Below are 16,482 nucleotides of genomic sequence, written 5' to 3' on the forward strand. Positions count from 1 at the left end.
TTTCAGCCTTGCCTTTGGCAGTGCAGGCGGGGGCGGGCGCGATCGGGTCGGTCATAGGGATCTTCCGATGAAATCAGGTCGCGGAGGGGTGGGGGCGGTGATTTGCATCCGCCGCCACGAATAACGTTTTTTCACGCGCAGCATCGGCTGTTCGAGGAAGCGCCAGGACAATTCGGTCACGATCAGCGAGAGCGCGACCTCGACGGCCACCACCAGCAGGTAATTGGTCAAATTGCCCGGCTGCCGATATGCCTCGGCGGCGTGGAAGATCGGATAATGGTAGAGATAGAGGCCATAGGAGCGGCGCCCGAAATAGCGCGCGACCGGGCTGGCAAAGGCGCGGCGCAGCGGGTCGCCATCGGCCAATCGTGGGACGGTGAAGATCAGCGCGGCGGCGAGCAGCGCGAACAAAGTAAAGGCGGGTGCGACCTCCTGCATGAAATCGCGCTGCGCGAAGAATAGGGTTGCGACGATTGCCACGAAACAAGCCCAGGCGAGCGGCCGGAGCAGGCGTTGCGGCACGCGCGCGCTCAGCGCTGTCTCGGTGATCGCCAGCAGGCAACCGAGCATCAGCCCGTCGGTCCGCGCCGGCGTAAAGGTGTAGAGCAGGACCGGTGGATATCCGGCCGCAAGCATGGCGAAGCGGATCGCGACCGCCGAGACGATGACCAGCGCGGCGATGATCGCCGCCGACTTCGACACACGGTGCGACGCGAGAATGAAGACGATCGGCCAGACGACGTAAAATTGTTCCTCGATCGCAAGCGACCAAGTGTGGCCAAGGCTGCCGAGCATCTCCGCAGGCAGAAAATTGGCGAAGAACGCCATCACCGCAACCGCGACGGGCAGGCGGTCGGCAAGCGTTCCCGTCCATAACAGCATCGCCAGGATCAGGCAGGCGAGTAGCGGCGGGATGATGCGAAAGACGCGGCGCAGATAAAATTCGCGCAGGTCCACGCGACCGGTCGCCGCGCGTTCGAGCATCATCAGGCGCGTGATGAGATAACCCGAGATGACAAAAAAGATGTCGACGCCGAGAAAGCCGCCCTGCAGCCGGCCATAGCTGGCATGGACAAGCAGGACGAAGCCGACAGACAAAGCGCGCAGGCCGTCAAGCTCGGGGAGATAATCCCGTCTGCCGGCCGCTTCAGTCACACCATGCCCCTCACCGTGCGGCGCCGTGGCGCCGCGATCCGATCCCCGGAAAACTGCCTTGTCAGAAGTTGCACGTCCGGTCGAGGCTCTATGAAGGGCGACGCAGAATGGTGACCGACGCGGCCGACAGCTTCCGGGTCAGCGCGCTCGGCAACATGGCGGTAACGCCTTCCACCGCCCCAATCAGTGCGCCAGGGAGGATGCGGTGCAGTCGTGCCGTCTTGGCATGGCCGGCAGAAAGCGGGTTGGTGAACATCTCGTGTCGAACCAGCTCCAGGCCGGCGCGTTTGCTTAGCGTGGCGATCTCGTCCTGATGCAGCAGGAAGATATGCCCGTCGGAATCGGGCTTGAACTGCTGATCCTCATAGATCGAAGCATCGGGGCAGTCGGAGAAGCGCGGCAACCGGTTGAGGAAATAACCGCCATTGGGGGTCGAGATGATCAGATGCCCGCCGGGTTTTACCACTGTCGCGAGTTGCGCGAGAAACTGGTCGGGATGGGCGACATGCTCGACCACTTCGAGTGCGAGCGCGACATCGAAAGCGCCGGCGAACCGGTCGCCGAGTTCAAAGATGTTGCCGGGCACGAACTCGATCCGTTCGGCCAGCGGCGATTTGAGCTTCACATAATCGACCAAGTCGGCGCGCGGGTCGTTCCCAGTGATGTGATAGCCCATTGCCGCGGCGGCAAGCGTGTAATTGCCCTGCGCGGCTGCCAAATCGAGCAGCTTCGCGCCCGGGCTGGCGACGCTGCGCAGCGCGTCGAGTACGCGGCGGCGGCGCTGGTCGTACATCTTCGCATAGCCGCGATCGGATGTGCCGCGCCAAATTTCGACATCGTCATGATGGTGCGAGATTCGCCAGCTTTCCGGCCAGCGGGCACGAGCCTCGATCCGAGATGTTTCGAGCGCGAATGACGGCATAGGTATTGCCCTCTGATATGTGCTGCGACGCGGCGGCATGTGCGTGACGAATGATGTTTCGAATTACAAGCGGAGCCGATGTCCCGTCATGGGTCGAGGATGGCGGCATCGAGCGCCGGACGAAGCGGTCCGGCGAGCGTGGCGCTCCCGATCGACGACAGATGATGATCGTCGGCAAACAGCACGACGCCGTCACGCATCGGCGCACAGCTGCCCGTCGCGCAAAGTAGGGCGCCAGGGTCGAATATGCGGATGCCGGGATTGCGACCGGCCAGTGCTGAGATGGCGCGGCTGGCATCGTCATGGTCGCGTTCTGCCACGGCGCGGGAGACGGCGCAGCGATCATCGGCGCGCCGTGCAAGGCAGCGTGGAACGTGATGCGGGAAGATCGGCGTATCCTCGACCAGCACCAGCCGAATTCCATTCTCTCCGGCGACCCGGCTCAGCCGTGCAAGACCCGCCGCGAAGCCCGATCGCACCTCGGCGAGCGGGCCGGGCAGGGTGCCCATAATATCCGCATCCGGCCAACGCGACGACGCGACGATCGCCACGACCCGCCCTGATTGGGCCAGTAGCCCGACCTCGGCCAGCACCGCATCGCGGAAGCGGGCGCATTCGGCGAGATAGGTCGTACTGGCGACGATACCGACGACCAGTGCTTGCCCGTCGAGCGGCCGGCATCCACCGCGTGTGCGGGGAAGGACGGCGACATGCGCGGTCTGGCCCCAGCGATCGAGCATCGGAATCAGATGCGCGGCGTGGGAATCGCCGACCAGGATGATCATGCGTTTCGCCGTGCGGTCGCCGATCAGACAGGAGTCGACCGGTGCGAGCGTGTCGAAGACGATCCGGTAATTTCCGCATTTGGGTGAGATGGCTGGGTCGGCCTGTTTCGTCCCGGCCGCGAAGACCGCCTGAAGGCGTGGCGAGCCGGCGAGTTGGTGGTTCGCGATGGTGATCGTGATCCCGGCGCCCACAGCGCCGATCAGCAGCAGCATGATTCCGGCAACCAGGCTCTTGCCCGTGGTCCGGAACATTGATGGCTGCTGATGACGAACCGGGGTTTCGATCAGGTGATAACTTGCCGAACTGAGCAGGAAGGAAACAACCACTGCGGCAATCAGCGCAGCGGTGCTCGGCGCGCCCAGCGCATCGCCGCGCACGAACGCGAGCAGCGGCCAATGCCAGAGATACCAGCCATAAGAGAGCTTGCCGATATAGACGGCGGGCGAGGTCGCCAGGAGGCGTGCGACCGGGTTTGCCGGCGCGATGGCACCCGCCGCGAGCAGTGCCGCCGCGCCAAGCGTCGGCAGTAAGGCGATCCAGCCTGGAAAGGGCGTGTCATGGTTAAGCGTCCACAGTGCAAGGCCGATCAGGATCAGGCCGATCGCCGAAAGGACGGTCGCGCCGTGTTTCCAGCGCGGCCGGTCGCCACGGATTGCCAGCGACAGCATTGCGCCGATGGCGAATTCCCAGCCGCGAAATGGGGTGAGATAGAAGGCCCAGGTCGGACGCAACTGGGTGCCCACAACGCTGACCGCGAGCGAACTGATGAACACCGCGCCGAACAATATCCACAGCGCGCGACGTCGCGCGAGACCGGCGCGCGCCGCAATCCAGCCGGTCAGCGGGATCAACAGCGGCCAGACGATATAGAATTGCTCTTCCACCGCGAGTGTCCAGGTGTGGAGCAACGGATAGGTTTCGGCCGCGGCGGCGAAATAGCCCGACGGCTGAAGCGTGAAAAAGATGTTCGAGGCGAAAAACAGTGCAGCAAGCGCCGACTGGGCGAGCGATTGCAGTTCACCGGCCGGCGGCACCAGCCACAGGCCCAGTCCGAGGGTGGTCGCGATCACCGCGAGCAGGGCGGGAAGCAGTCGGCGCACGCGGCGGGCGTAAAATTCGGCGAGGTTGATCCGTCCGGTCCGCTCATGCTCGCGGACCAGGATGCCTGTGATCAGGAAACCCGAAATGACGAAGAAAATGTCGACGCCAACGAACCCGCCTGGCACCAGCGCAGGAAAGGCATGGTAGGCGACGACCGAGCCGACCGCGATCGTCCGTAGCCCGTCGATATCGGGGCGATAGGCAATTGTTGCGCTCATCGAACCGAGGTCAATTCGCGGCCTTGCGTTCGATCAGTGTGTCGCCGAGCACCAGCACGTCCATTTTGGTGCGCAGGAAGCAATCCAGCGCTTCTTCCGGGCGACACACCACCGGCTCATTCTCGTTGAACGAGGTGTTGAGTAGCATCGGTACGCCGCTGATCTCTTCGAACGCCTCGATCAGATGGAAATAACGCGGGTTGGTGCTTTCATTGACCGTCTGCAGCCGGCCCGATCCATCGACATGCGTGACGGCCGGGATCAGGTCGCGCTTCTCTTCGCGGATCTGGAACACCTGCATCATGAAAGGCACGCTATCCTCTTCTTCGAACCAGCCGGGAACCCCACGATCGAGCACCGAGGGCGCGAACGGGCGAAAGCTTTCGCGCCGCTTGATCTTGAGGTTGAGGATTTCCTTCATGTCGGCGCGGCGCGGATCGCCCAGGATCGAACGGTTACCGAGCGCGCGCGGCCCCCATTCCATGCGGCCCTGATACCAGCCGATCACCTTGCCTTCGGAAATCGCGGTAGCGGTGCGGCGGCACAGTTCGGCTTCGTCGACGATCGTCTCGATCGTACAGCCGGCCGCCTTTATCTCCGCCTCGCGCGCGATCATCAGTCCTTCGACTTCGGCGGCGGGGACGTGCGGACCCCAATAGGCGTGATCCATAATAAAGCCGCGCGGCTTGCCCTGCTTGTGCCAGTACGCGAACGCCGCGCCGATCGCACCGCCGGCATCGCCTGCCGCCGACTGGACATAGACATGGGTATAGGGCGTACGACGCCGCACCTTGCCATTGGCGACCGAATTATTGCCACAGCCGCCGGCGATGGCCAGATGCGGGACCTTGTGCTTGGCGTGCAGCATGTCGAGCAGGTTGAAGAACGCTTCCTCGTACATTGCCTGGATCGACTTGGCCAAGTCGCGATGGCTCTGGGTCAGCTCACCCTTGGGGTCGCGGCGCGGGCCGAGCAATTCCTCGAGCTCGGGCGAGAAAAGATCGCCGATCTCGGGAATGCCGTCGGTCCACTGATATTGCGTACCTTCCTTGTGATGCTTGAAATATTTCAGGTTGAGTTCGAAGCTGCCATCGCCCTTGAGCTTCACGATCTCGCGCATCGCGTCGATCTGAGTCGGCTCGCCATAGGGCGCGAGGCCCATCACCTTATATTCGTCGCCATAATGCGGGAAGCCGAGATACTGTGTCAGCGCCTGGTAGAAGATGCCGAGCGAATGCGGGAAGAACACTCGGCCCTGGATATCGATCTCGCTGCCATGGCCGATCGCCCAGGCCGCGCTGCTGAAATCGCCGAACCCGTCGACCGACACCACGCTCGCGTCCTGGAACGGCGAGACGTGGAAAGCCGATGACAGATGCGCGAGGTGGTGCTCGACCGGCGCGTGGACGCCCTTGAAGGTTTCGCCAGGGAAACTCTCCTCGAGATATTCGGCGATGCCCTTGCGCGCCTTGCGGTTCTTCAGCCGGTCCATGACGAAACCGAGATCGGGCCGCTTGGTCGCGACATAGGCGATCTTGCGCAGCAGATTGGCGCGGCTGTCCTGATTGACCGCGATGACATCGACGTCGCCGAGCGTCAGCCCTGCCTCGGCAAGGCAGTAGCGGATCGATTCGGACGGGAATCCCGCCCAATGCTTGATGCGGCGGAAGCGTTCCTCCTCGGCGGCCGCGATCATTACGCCGTTGCGCACCAGACATGCGGAGGAATCGCCGTGAAAGGCGTTGAGGCCCAGGATGATCAAGCAAAAGTCTCCGTGGCTCGGCCGACGCTGGCACGCGGCATTACGATGTGGTGCGACCCCTCGCTTGGGTGGGCTTATACCGAAAATGTTGCAGTACGGAAGAGATCACAAATACCCAATTATCTCTTCGGGATATGCAGGGTTTTCAGGAACAGGCTGCGAACGCGACCGGTGTTGCGCTCGAACAGCCACCACATCGCGGTGGCATATACCAGGGCAGCCACGATCAGACCGGTGGCGGCGGCAAAGCCTGTGGGGCCGATCGCGAACTGTGCCGGTGCGAGCAACGCGAACCATAACAAGGCGATCAGTGGGAAATGTACGACGTATAGCGTGAAGGAGATTTCGGAGAGCCAGAAGGAGAAGCGGCCATAGATCCCACCGGGGTTGGCCAGTCGCGCAAGGCAGGGCAGGGCGGCAGCGCAAGCGACACCGAGCAGGATGTCGGTGGGCAGGCCCGGCCGGGCGAGCGATGCCGCGAGCCCGACAAGGAATGCCAGTAGGATTGCGACGGCGAGGAGGCGGAAGCGTCCCTCTGGCATCGCGCGAACACCGTCGCCAAGCGACCAGGCGAGCGCGCCCATTACCCAGATGCTGCCGAGCGCGAGGATGGCGAATGGCAGAAAGGCCAGAATGGCGAGGGCGAAGATCGCTGCCGCCGCGCGGGCGCCGGGCGAGACATCGCGCCCGGCCAGCGCCAGCCAGGCAAACGGTACGAGGAAATAATACCAGAACTCGTTGGCCAGCTCCACAATGGTCCATTTGTGCCGAAGACCGGAACCGCGATCGTCTGGAGAAAGGCGATATTGCCGCGAAAGACGGCCAGCGTCGGGGTAGGATCGCTGCCCGGATAGGGGCCGCTTGAGAGGATGTTCCAATATTGCGCGCCATAGCCGCTCAGGCGAAGCAGATCGCGGCCAGCCCAGTCGAGCAATGCGGTGGCGATCAATGCCGGGATCAGGGCGGTCCATAACCGTGCGAAACGGTGCACGGCATAATCTGGCAGGTTTCATTTCCCCTGACGAATCTCGCGCATCGCTCGCCCGCCGACCAGAAAGCCGCTCAGCGCGAAGAACAATATCACCGCCTGATGACCGAGCCCACCGATCACATAGAGCGGCGCGAAGGGGAGTTTCGAGCCGGTCAGATCGGAATAGTCGACGAACACGAAGCCGCGGACATGGCCGACGAGCACCAGCAACGCGGCAAGACCGCGAACCATGTCGAGATGTTCAAAGCGGCGCGCGCGCGGCGTGCGATGACTGGTCGCCTCGCCCTGATCTGACGTCACACCTGTCCCCCGAAGATCTGCCCCGAAGATCTGCCGGCGTCGTCAAAACAGCACGACGCGGCGCGACCAAGGCTTGATCGAGCATCGTGATGCCTATAGCCGCGCAGTCGAAGGGGCAACCTTATGAATCGCGTAGTAGTGACCGGCGGCGCGGGATATATCGGCTCGCACGCCTGCAAGGCGCTCCGGGCGGCCGGATGGGAGCCGGTCGTCTACGACAATCTTGTCTATGGCCATCGCGAGGCGGTGAAATGGGGCCCGTTCGAGCAGGGCGACATTCTCGACGAGGCGCGGCTGGCGGAGGTGTTCGCGGCATATCGGCCGGTGGCGGTGATGCACTTTGCGGCCTTTGCCTATGTCGGTGAATCGGTCACCGACCCGGAAAAATATTACCGCAATAATGTCGAGGGTACGGCCGCACTGCTGCGCGCGATGCGCAAGGCAGAGATCAGCCGGCTGATCTTCTCCAGCAGCTGCGCGACCTATGGCATGGCCGAGACGATCCCGATTTCGGAAACCCAGCTGCAGGCGCCGATCAACCCCTATGGCCGGACCAAGTTGATCGGCGAGCAGATCGCGCGCGATTATGCGCATGCCTATGGTTTCGATTGCATCGCGCTGCGCTATTTCAACGCTGCCGGCGCCGACATCGATGGCGAGATCGGCGAAGATCACGACCCCGAAACACACCTGATCCCGTTGGTGCTGCAGGCAGCTGCGGGAATCCGGCCCGCGATCACCGTGTTCGGCGACGACTACGACACGCCCGACGGCACCTGCATCCGCGATTACCTGCACGTCGCGGACCTTGCCTCGGCGCATGTCGCGGCGCTGGAGAAACTGGGTGCCGGGTCAACGGGTTTTACCGCGCTCAATCTCGGCACGGGGCAGGGGACCAGTGTGCGCGCGATCATCGAAGCGGCGGAACGTGTGACCGGGCGGTCGATCCCGGTAACGATGGCGGCGCGGCGCGAAGGCGATCCGGCGGCGCTGGTTGCCGACCCGAGTGCGGCGAACGAGGCACTTGGCTGGATTGCACGACACTCGGACCTGGACACGATCATTTCGACCGCGTGGAACTGGCTTAACGTGACGACGCAGAATGTTGCGTCCAGAGGAGACGCGCACCGTGCTTGATCAGATCACGCCGATGGTCATCACATATAACGAGCAGCCTAACATCGCGCGCGTGCTCGACCGGCTGACCTGGGCGAAGCGCATCTTGGTCATCGATAGCGGCAGCACCGATGAAACACTGGCGATCATCGCGCGCTATCCTCAGGCGCAGGTGGTGACGCGCAAATTCGACACCTTCGCCGGTCAGTGCAATTTCGGCATGGGGCTGATCGAAACGCCGTTCGTGTTGTCGATGGACGCCGACTATGTCCTGTCCCAGGCGTTGATCGATGAGATCGCACAATTGACCCCGGCGATGGCGGTGTCGGGTTATCGCGCCGCGTTCCGTTACTGTATCTACGGGCACCGGCTGGCGGGGACGCTTTATCCTGCGCGAGTCACGCTTTATCGGCCCGAGCGTGGCGAATATGCCGATCTCGGCCATGGTCACAAGCTGGCGATCGAGGGCGCAGTCGTGGATTTGACCGCAACGATCGACCATGACGACCGCAAGTCGTTGCGCCGTTGGCTCGCATCGCAAGACAAATATATCGTGCGTGAAGCCGATCACTTGCTCAGCATGGATCCGGCCAAGCGCACGCGAATCGAGAAACTGCGCGCGATGGCGTGGCCGGCGCCCTTTGCCGCCCTGTTCTACACGCTGATCATCAAGCGCTGCCTGTTCGATGGCTGGCCGGGCTGGTTTTACGCGCTGCAGCGCAGCTATGCCGAACTGTTGCTGTGCATGGAGATCGTCGACCGCAAGCTGGCGGCAGGTCAGCGCGAGGCCGACAGGCCCTGATAGGCGGCGATCATGCGCGCGGCGATCGCGCGCCAGCCGAAATGGGCAAGCGCCGCCTCACGGCCAAGCACGCCCATCGCCTGCGCCCCGGCGGGATCATCAGCAAATTTGCGCATCGCCGTTCCCAATGCCTGCGCGATGGGCTCGGCGATCAGGCCGCATGCCGCCAGTTTCACCACCTCCGCGACGCCCGCGCCGGTCGAAACCACCACCGGCTTGGCCCGCACCATTGCCTCAAGCACGGTGTTGCCGAAATTCTCGTTGAGTGAGGGCAATACGAACTGGCCGCACTGCGCGAACAGCCACTCCTTGTCGGGGCCGGTGACGTTGCGATCGATCAGGACGACGCGGTCGGCGACTTGCGCTTTGGCGATTGCCGCACGCAATTCGCTGGAGTGAGCTTCGTCATCGGTGCCGGCAATGATCAGCCGTGTGGCCGGAGCAAAGGCGAGCGCGTCGATCAGCGCGACGAGGTTCTTCTTCCAGTTGAGACGGCCGAGATACAGCGCGTAGCCGGGCTGCGCCGTCGCTTCGGCGATATCGGGCGAAACCGTGTCGGGCGACACCGGGGTCGGTTCGTCGACCCCGTTGGGAAGGATCAGCTTGTCGGCAGCCTTCAGCCCGAGCGCGTCGAAATCGAGCGCTTCGCGGTCGGCGGTGAAATGGATCGCGGCGGCCTCGCGGATCGTCCGGCGTTCGAACAAGGTGAGCCAGGCATTCTTGATGACGCTCGATTTGGCGCGGATCAGGTCGGCGACGAGCATGCCGCGCGGCGACAGGACGAACGGTGTGTCGGCCTTTTTCGCGGCGCGGGCCGCGGCGAGGGTCGGCCATAGGAATACCGAATGCAGGTGGATGATATCGAAATCGCCCGCTCGCGCGCCGAGTGCGGCGCCCATGGTCGGGGCGCGGTACAGGCGGCGTGGGGATCCGACCTCGAAATAGGTTATGGCGACCCCGTCCATCATTACCGGCGTCGATACCGGAACCGCCGAGACGCCGGGGCCATCGGCGTTGGTCGTGAAAACGCTGACTTGATGGCCGAGCGCGGCCTGACCTGCGGCAAGGCCGTGGACGGAATAGATCGGGCCGCCATAGCGAACCGCGGGGAAGTAACTTGGAACGACGTGAAGGATTTTCATAACGGTTCCTCCCAGCCCAATATCCCGGCCACGGTGCGTGCGACACGCTGCCGGTAATGCGCCCATTCCGCACCCTGTGCCGACGCCAGCGCGGCAGGCCGCATGGCGCGGACGATGGCCGGATCGGCGGCATATTTCGCCAGCGCACCGGTTAACGCATCGGCGTGGTTGAACGGGATCACATCGCCATTTTCGCCGGGCACGATGAAGTCGCTCGCGCCGACATGATTCGAGGCCAGCACCGGCAAACCACACGCCAGCGCCTCCGGTACGACCAGGCCGAACGAATCAAAGCGTGATGGCATGACGAGCAGATCGGCCCAGCGATAGAGCTCGGCCAGTTCGTCATGCGGCACCTTGCCCAGCAATGTCGCGCGGGCGTCGAGCCGCGCGACGAGATCGGGCTGGCCGTCGGCGCGAGCAGCGGCGATACGACAATCATAGGCGATGCCGCGTTCGGCCAGATTTTCGAGCGCGGTGGCCAGCAAATCCGCTCCTTTCACGCCGGTGAAGCGGCCGACAAAGGCGAGCCGAAGCGGGCCGTCATATGGGGGCTGGTCGGTGCCGGGGCCAAACGATCCGGGTTCGAAGCCAAGTGGCACAGCATGGACCCGGTCCGCCGGCACGCCGGCATCGATATAACTGTTAGCCGCGAGGGTCGAGCAGCACAGGATATGATCCGACAATGCGATCTCGGCGTCCTTGCGGGCATTGACACGCTCGCGAAACGTCGTGCCGATATCGCTCAAGCCACCCTCCGCCTGCATGCGGTGATGCACGCTTGCGGCATCAAGAATGGTCGGGAGCCCAAGCGCCTTCGCGGCGCGCAATGTATCGAGCGCGCCGTTTTCATAGACGATCACCGCTTGTGGTGCGATCTTCGGCAGCATGCGCGCGACGTTACGGTCGAACAGCGCATACATGCGGTGCGCGAGCCGATAGGCGAGCAGCAAGGGCAGGACCTTGTTGCCGGTACGAAAGATCAGGCCGACCAGCGAATGGAGCCGGTGATGCCCGGCCAATATTTCCGCCAAAGCCGGCCGAATCGGGCTCGCATGATGCAGGGTTGCGTTCCAGCCGGCCTCGACCAAAGCTGCGGCGAGCTGGTCGGCATGCTGCCGCCCGGCGATGGCGATCAGGATGTCGCGCGTGCGACCCCCGCCTTGGCCATCGCTTCGCGGATTCCGTCCAGGCATTCGCGGTAACTCCAGTGATCGATGATCCGGCGGCTGGCCGCGCCCATTGCCATGCGTTTGACCGGATCGGCAAGCACGCTGCGGATCGCGGCGGCCAGCGCGCCGATATCGCCGGAGGGATAGGTCGCGCCGTTGACGCCGTCCTGTACCAGATCGCGGACGCAACCGACCTCTTGCGAGACGATGACGGGCAGCCCGGCGCACATCACCTCGTTGACGATCAGGCCCCATGGCTCGTTTTCGGAAGGCAGTACGAACAAATCGCTCGCGGCATAGACGCGCGGCAAGTCGCTCTGGTTGAAGAACCCGGGGAAATGCACGTTCCGATCGGCGGCATCGCTGGCGAGCTGGTGCAGCTCGGCTTCGAGTTCGCCCGACCCGACCATCACGAGATGCGCGTCCAGGCCATCACGGCGAAGTTGCAGGAAGGCCTTGAGCAGGTCGCCCGGCCGCTTGCGACCCTGGAATTTCGAGGCGAACAGGATGATCGGCGCGTCATCCTCTACACCGAGCCGTTTGCGCCAGTCCTCGCGCTCTCCTGGTGTGATTCGGGCGGCGGCGATGAAGCGGTCATTGTCGACCGTATAAGGGACGAGCGAGATGCGTTTATCGTCAACGCCCATCGCACGATAAAAATCACGATTGGCGGCACCGATCGCGAGCACGCCGGTACATTGGCGATAAAGCGCCCCCATCATTATACGGCGGGCCGCGGCCTTTGCCCGGCTGATGCCAAGTCCGAGATGGGTTTCGCCGCGCATGAAGACGGGGACGCCCTTCAATCGCCCGGCGGCCAGTGCGATCATCTTCGCAGCATAACCATGACCGTGAATCCACAATGCATCATAGCGTTTTGGCGAAATCTCCGCGAAAATCTCCGGCGAGACGGTCGAGAAGAAGCCATAGGGTTCGATCGTGCCGAGATTCTTGCCGATGAAGCGCGATTCGTAACCGGCAAGCAGATCGACGTCCCAGGTCACCGCTTTCCCGAAATCACGATCGAGCGCGCCGCGCAGCGAAAAGTCGGAAAGGTACAACGCCGTGATTTCCAGATCGTCGGCGCGGTTGAGGGCGGCGTAGAGCGGCGCGAAATACTGGATCGGGTGCGTGTTGACGACCGCGACTCGTATCGGCCGTCCGGCATCGCCGGTAGCCGGGATCATGCGAGCGCCACATCCCCGAGCGGATAGCCGCGCTCCAGGTAGAACTCCTGCTGCGAACGGCTTCGCCGTTCGGCCATCTCGATGCGGAAAGCCGCGATCGAGACACCGACGATCGTCCAGTACATCAGTCCGCCGGTAGGATTGTTGACGGTGAACAGCACGAGGTGGACCGTGACGAAGATTAGGCTCGCCATGTGCGCCGCGATCATTAGCGGCGATTTCGATTTCCGCAGATGCCCGAGCACCAGAAAGATGACGAAAAGCTTGGGCAGGAACACCAGAGTGAAACCGACAAAACCCATTTCCTGCATGACGCGCGCGGTTTCCATTTCATAGGCGTTGCCATTGAGCCACCAGAGATAATCGCCGCCGATTATCGACATCGCCGCGTTGGAATTGCTGCCGATTCCCGTACCGATCAGGGGCGATGTTTTGAATGCGTCAGCTGCCTCGGTGATCGGCGTAGCCACTCGCTCGACCGCGCTATCAGAGTTGTTCGCGCGATACTCCAGCGCGGAAAAGGCGGTGCCGAAAAGCGACACGGTGACGATGCCGACAATGGCCAGGCCGACCGCAAATCTGAGTGCGGTCTGAAACGGCAATAGGCCTTTCCAGCCGCCGATCAATAATAGCAACGGGCCGGCAAAGGCAAAAACTACCATCGGTGTTCGCGCGCCGGTGGTCGCGGCACCGCCGATCGACAGCGCCAATGCGGCCGTGACGATCAGCAATGTCCGTCGCTTGGGGATCGATCCCAGCAACAGCGACGCCGCTAGTGGTACCGACAGCAGCAGGAAAGTCGTGAACCCGCCAATATAGGAAAACGTACTCGACGTTCTCGCCCGGCCCAGTTTGAAGTCACCTTCGCCCTGCTCACCGAAAAGAGATACCACGGCTTCGACGCCTTCTTCGTGGCTCACATACTGATTGATCCATGATGTCGGCGGCTGAGAAAATTGATACAGTCCGAGCAACGCGATCGGGATCGAGAGATAGCAGATCCGGATCATGATCTTGCGCAGCTGCAAGCGATCCTTGATGATGTCGGGGATGATGAATGCGAGCGGCAAATAGATCAGATAATTCTTCAATCCGAACAGGCTCAACAGCGACGATGGCGAGTTGGGATTGATCAGCTGAATGGCGCAATAAACCGCTTCGAGCAGCAGCAGAAACAGCAAGGTTCCGCTTTTCGGCCCAAGATCCTCGCTGCTGCGTGCTGAGATGAAATATCCCAAATAGGCGAAGAGCAGGATGAAATCCTTGACCAGCAGCAACTGTGACTGAAATCCCGGCAGGACCCATTTGCGGACAGCTCCCTCGAACATCGCCCAAACAAGCACGCCGATGATCGCGACACCCCAAAAGCGTATCGCTGCCACACAAAGCATGACGATGATGGGCAGAAGCGGGATGAAATTCAGAAGCATCTCAAACGCGCTCCGTGGTCGCTGATGATTGCCGCAGCAGCCGGTCGATCACGTCCGCACTACCTTTCAGCGAGTGCGGCTGATACCAGTTTTTTGCAGCCTGCTGCAACGCCCCAAGCGCGGTGTTGTCCATAACCGGGATCTTGTCGCTTTCGCCGAGCTTGAGATAATTCTCTCCCGGTCGAAGTCCGTCGTTTGTGCCAGTCGCTTCACTCAGGCAAATCGGGATTGCGCCATGGGCGCAATAGGCCGCGAAAATCGTCGATTTTGCGAGGCGGTCTGCGTCATAGTCGAGCAGCCCAAAACGTGCGCCACCCAGTTCCTTGCGGAGCGTAGCGATCGATGCCTGACCGATGCTACGGACCCGCGCGGCGCCGATCATCGCCGGCGGCTGCTCGGTGCGACCGCCCATATCGACGATCTCACCTATCTTGTTGGCGGTGACGAAGGCTTCGATCTGTGCGACGCGCTCGCGATAGACCGCATCATAGATGCCGGCCCGGCCGAAGATTGCCAGCGAAGCGGATCGCTCCGTCGCCGGAACCGTATCCTCAAGATCGCCGATCGTCGAAAAGACCGGCAGCGTGATGGCCGATCCGCGCTGCCCGCCGTGCCAGTGATCGAGTAGTGCGGCATAGGGGCCGGTGGTTGCGATGCCGGCCGTACTGATCCGCTGTATGCGCCGCGCTACCCAAGCCTGAAGTGGGCCGACCCAGAACGCACTGCTCCAGATCGGGCCGGTCGCGTACAGTTCGTGGAATATCGTAACGAGAGGCAGTGCCGAATTCTCGCGGTGCCAGCATTCCAGCCCTTTTACGAGCCATAGCGGCACCCCTTTGCGCTGATAACCATAGGCCGAAAGATGCAATAGGATCGGTACGGAAGCGCCCCGGGCGACGCGATCCAGCGTTTCCAGCAGCGCCCCCGCACTCCGTTCGGCAAGCTCGAGCGTTTCCCATTCGTCGTGCAGCTGTTCGTCCGGCGGCAGCGGCGAGCCCGAAATGAATACAGTTCGAATGTCATGATCGCGCAGCAGTTTTTCAGCGATCAGGCGCGCATAATCGCCAACGCCCTCGGGCGAGATGGAACGACGCGGAACGATCTGGATCAGCGTGCTGGTCATGCCCGTGCCTTGACGAGGGCGGGGCGGTACGAGCCTATGATGCCGATCACCAGCCCCTGGAGCAGCAGCGAGCCGCTGAGCGTCATGCTGAGCAGCAGCACCGACAAGGGGTGCGTGAAATCCCAAAATGGTGTGACAGCGGCCAGCAAGCTCAGTTGTACGAGCGCAACCAGGGGATCGAGCCGCACCCAACCCTTGGCGCGGTTGAGCAATACGGTGAGCGTCAAGACGAGCGCTATTGCCGACGTGGCCAGCGCGACGAGCAATTCGCGATTGAGGTGCGCATATTTCGGGCCGAGCAACCACAGGATAGGACCTGGTAAGGTGGCGCCGATCGCGATTACGCACAGGCCGACCGCGACCATCGCTGCCTTGGCGATCCAGCCCGCCCGGATGAAGCGGCGCAAATCGGTAATGCCGGCCAGGCGCGGGACAATCACGGTGACGGAAAAAGCCGAGAGAATCCCGACAATCGCGGTGATGCGGTTGACTGCGAATACCGAGGCGACCACTTCCGGCCCGCCGAAGCGTGAGGCGAGCCAGAGAATGACGCTGTCCTGCAAGGCAAAGGCCAGCACCGCGGGGGCGGCGGGCCCGACATAGCGCATGATCGATTTGAACAGTCCGGGCACGGCTACGCGTTGCCGTTCGATCTGCCCGCGCAATACCCAGCTACTCGCGCCGAATGTGACCGCGGAGCACACCAGCCCACCAAGCAGCGCCATCCAATAGGAGCGCGAGACACCGAGAACCATGACGATTGCCGCGAGAACGCGCATCGATTGCCCGGCGATGTCGCAAAGGTAGGAGCGCCGGAACCAGCCAAGCAGGCGCATGACCTGCAGATTGATTCCCGCACTCATCAGCAGAAAGGCGCTGCCGAGCAGCAGCGCAAGCGCGATCAGCAGGTCATCGAGGCTGTAGTGGGATCGAGACCCAACGGCGGGAAAGATCACTGCGGCGATCAGCCCCACACCGATGAACAGCAGAAAGCGGAGGCGGCGGATGCCCGACAGATAATCGCCGAACGCGACGCCGCCGACCCGCGCCTGCCGCCAGAAATAAGTGATCGAACTGCCCAGTCCGAGATCGCTGGAAATCGAAACGAACGTCAGCGTGGTCGCAGCCAGTGCATAAAGTGCATAATCCGCGATCGGGAGGTAGCGAACATAAACCAGCCCGGAGATCATGCCGATCGCCTGAGCGAAGCCGCTCGACAAACCGAATTCGAATAGCAAACGGAACCAGGATAGGAGGCGTTGGCGCAACATGGCG

14 protein-coding genes are annotated in these 16,482 nt (G+C 62.6%); 2 read left to right on the forward strand and 12 right to left on the reverse strand.

Annotated elements, in window-relative coordinates:
- Nucleotides 1–51 precede the first annotated feature (51 nt).
- The 6 genes from G4G27_RS03860 to G4G27_RS03885 form a co-directional block, all read right to left on the reverse strand.
- Complete coding sequence (locus G4G27_RS03860) at nt 52–1,155, reverse strand: acyltransferase (RefSeq protein WP_183112125.1); 1,104 nt, start codon at nt 1,153–1,155, stop codon at nt 52–54.
- Nucleotides 1,156–1,243: 88 nt separating this feature from the next.
- Complete coding sequence (locus G4G27_RS03865; protein ID WP_183112126.1) at nt 1,244–2,077, reverse strand: methyltransferase domain-containing protein; 834 nt, start codon at nt 2,075–2,077, stop codon at nt 1,244–1,246.
- Nucleotides 2,078–2,163: 86 nt separating this feature from the next.
- Nucleotides 2,164–4,182, reverse strand: a complete 2,019-nt coding sequence (locus G4G27_RS03870) for an acyltransferase family protein (RefSeq protein ID WP_183112127.1) — start codon at nt 4,180–4,182, stop codon at nt 2,164–2,166.
- A gap of 10 nt (nt 4,183–4,192) precedes the next feature.
- Nucleotides 4,193–5,944, reverse strand: a complete 1,752-nt coding sequence (locus G4G27_RS03875; protein ID WP_183112128.1) for a carbamoyltransferase C-terminal domain-containing protein — start codon at nt 5,942–5,944, stop codon at nt 4,193–4,195.
- 119 nt (nt 5,945–6,063) lie between these two features.
- Nucleotides 6,064–6,696 (reverse strand): hypothetical protein, encoded by a 633-nt coding sequence (locus G4G27_RS03880; RefSeq protein ID WP_183112129.1) that lies wholly within the window; start codon nt 6,694–6,696, stop codon nt 6,064–6,066.
- Between the two features lie 257 nt (nt 6,697–6,953).
- Nucleotides 6,954–7,235 (reverse strand): acyltransferase family protein, encoded by a 282-nt coding sequence (locus tag G4G27_RS03885; RefSeq protein WP_183112130.1) that lies wholly within the window; start codon nt 7,233–7,235, stop codon nt 6,954–6,956.
- A 123-nt stretch (nt 7,236–7,358) separates the two neighbouring features.
- Here G4G27_RS03885 and galE point away from each other — a divergent pair, with 123 nt between their 5' ends.
- Entirely contained in the window at nt 7,359–8,372 is a 1,014-nt protein-coding gene (gene galE / locus G4G27_RS03890; RefSeq protein ID WP_183112131.1) for a UDP-glucose 4-epimerase GalE, read from the forward strand.
- A complete protein-coding gene (locus G4G27_RS03895) occupies nt 8,365–9,153 on the forward strand; it encodes a glycosyltransferase family 2 protein (protein WP_202049656.1) in 789 nt (262 codons plus the stop codon). Before galE ends, G4G27_RS03895 begins: the two co-directional genes overlap by 8 nt.
- Here G4G27_RS03895 and G4G27_RS03900 read toward each other — a convergent pair.
- Genes G4G27_RS03900 through G4G27_RS03925 form a run of 6 tightly spaced genes read right to left on the reverse strand, consistent with a single transcriptional unit; the run spans nt 9,129 to nt 16,478 of the window.
- On the reverse strand, nt 9,129–10,295 hold the full coding sequence (locus G4G27_RS03900; RefSeq protein ID WP_183112133.1) for a glycosyltransferase: 1,167 nt from the start codon (nt 10,293–10,295) through the stop codon (nt 9,129–9,131). The genes G4G27_RS03895 and G4G27_RS03900 overlap by 25 nt on opposite strands.
- Nucleotides 10,292–11,491 (reverse strand): glycosyltransferase family 4 protein, encoded by a 1,200-nt coding sequence (locus tag G4G27_RS24125; RefSeq protein WP_183112134.1) that lies wholly within the window; start codon nt 11,489–11,491, stop codon nt 10,292–10,294. Before G4G27_RS24125 ends, G4G27_RS03900 begins: the two co-directional genes overlap by 4 nt.
- Nucleotides 11,431–12,654 carry a glycosyltransferase family 4 protein gene (locus G4G27_RS03910; protein WP_183112135.1) on the reverse strand — a complete coding sequence of 408 codons (1,224 nt, stop codon included), beginning with the start codon at nt 12,652–12,654 and terminating at the stop codon, nt 11,431–11,433. Before G4G27_RS03910 ends, G4G27_RS24125 begins: the two co-directional genes overlap by 61 nt.
- A complete protein-coding gene (locus tag G4G27_RS03915; RefSeq protein ID WP_183112136.1) occupies nt 12,651–14,084 on the reverse strand; it encodes an O-antigen ligase family protein in 1,434 nt (477 codons plus the stop codon). Before G4G27_RS03915 ends, G4G27_RS03910 begins: the two co-directional genes overlap by 4 nt.
- A gap of 1 nt (nt 14,085) precedes the next feature.
- On the reverse strand, nt 14,086–15,207 hold the full coding sequence (locus G4G27_RS03920) for a hypothetical protein (RefSeq protein ID WP_183112137.1): 1,122 nt from the start codon (nt 15,205–15,207) through the stop codon (nt 14,086–14,088).
- Nucleotides 15,204–16,478 carry a hypothetical protein gene (locus G4G27_RS03925; protein ID WP_183112138.1) on the reverse strand — a complete coding sequence of 425 codons (1,275 nt, stop codon included), beginning with the start codon at nt 16,476–16,478 and terminating at the stop codon, nt 15,204–15,206. The genes G4G27_RS03920 and G4G27_RS03925 overlap by 4 nt, the downstream gene beginning before the upstream one ends.
- Nucleotides 16,479–16,482 lie beyond the last annotated feature (4 nt).

Source organism: Sphingomonas sp. So64.6b (assembly GCF_014171475.1).
GTDB classification, from domain to species: Bacteria; Pseudomonadota; Alphaproteobacteria; order Sphingomonadales; family Sphingomonadaceae; genus Sphingomonas; species Sphingomonas alpina_A.